Origin of the sequence: Pseudomonas sp. NMI542_15 (assembly GCF_021283425.1) — a bacterium.
Classification (GTDB): Bacteria; Pseudomonadota; Gammaproteobacteria; order Pseudomonadales; family Pseudomonadaceae; genus Aquipseudomonas; species Aquipseudomonas fortuita.
The window spans coordinates 1-1091 of record NZ_JAJSRO010000067.1 but is presented as its reverse complement, the minus strand read 5'-3'; the positions used below and the strand labels follow the sequence as shown (position 1 = coordinate 1091).

1 protein-coding gene is annotated in these 1091 nt (G+C 58.8%); it reads right to left on the bottom strand.

The features are described from left to right. Window positions 1-27: 27 nt before the first annotated feature. The gene (locus LU684_RS30430) at window positions 28-1047 is read right to left on the bottom strand and encodes an IS30 family transposase (protein ID WP_010792770.1); all 1020 of its coding nucleotides are present in this window, start codon (window positions 1045-1047) and stop codon (window positions 28-30) included. Window positions 1048-1091: the final 44 nt, after the last annotated feature.

Below are 1091 nucleotides of genomic sequence, written 5' to 3'. Positions count from 1 at the left end.
GGCGGCCTCAGGTTCCAAGTGCAACAGTCAGTTGATAATGTTGAGCCGATTGGTTGCCAGCAGTTGCAGATGATCCGTCAACACTTCAACAGGGAATTTCCAGCCCAATGTCTGACGAGGTCGGGTGTTGAGCAAGTCGGCAATCTCGTCCAGCCGCTCCTGGCTAACCAGCGACAAATCGGTGCCCTTGGGTAAGTACTGCCGGAGCAGGCCGTTCGTGTTCTCGTTGCTGCCTCTTTGCCAAGGGCTGTGCGGGTCAGCGAAGTAGATCTTCATTCCCGTACGAGCTGTCAGCTCTTGATGCTTGGCCATCTCGCTGCCTTGGTCATGGGTCATGGTTTTCAGCAGCGCCGGTGCCATCCGCGAAAGTTCTCGCGTCATCCCCTCTAGCGCGGCGTCTGCGGTGGGCGCATCCAACTTGGCCAGGATCACGAAACGGCTCGTGCGCTCGACCATCGTCGCTACTGCCGAGCGATTGTTCGCGCCCATGATCAGGTCGCTTTCCCAATGACCTGGCACTTGTCGACCTTCGACCTCTTCAGGCCGGTAGCGAATATTCTGTTCAGCTGGATAGCGCTCGCGCCGAGCTGGCGCAGTGCTGCGAGTACGCCGCTTGCTGCCGCCCTGGCGCAGGTAACCAATGAGTTGACGCTTAAGCTCGCCGCGTGGGTATGCATAGATTGTCAGGTAGATCGTTTCGTGACTCACATGCCGCTCAGGATTATCAGGCCAGTAGTCCTTGAGTCTGGCGGCAATTTGCTGAGGAGACCAGCCCTTGGCTAACATGCTGTGTACGACCTGGAACAGTTCAGAACCAGGGGCAAGAAGCTTGCTGCGCCTCGGGACGTGTCTGAGGGCACGGGCTCGAGCACCGGCAGTGCTGGCGTCATAGTGCCCAGGCTGCGACTGGCGCCGCACCTCTCGACTCAGCGTGCTGGGTTGGCGCCCAAGAACTTGGGCGATGGCTCGCAGCGAGGCGCCTTGCATACGCATGATCATTAGCGTTACGCGCTCTTCGATGGTCAAGTGGGTGTAGTGAGTAGTCATGCAGCACCTTACCTCGGGTGTTGCACTTGGTCACTGAGACCGCC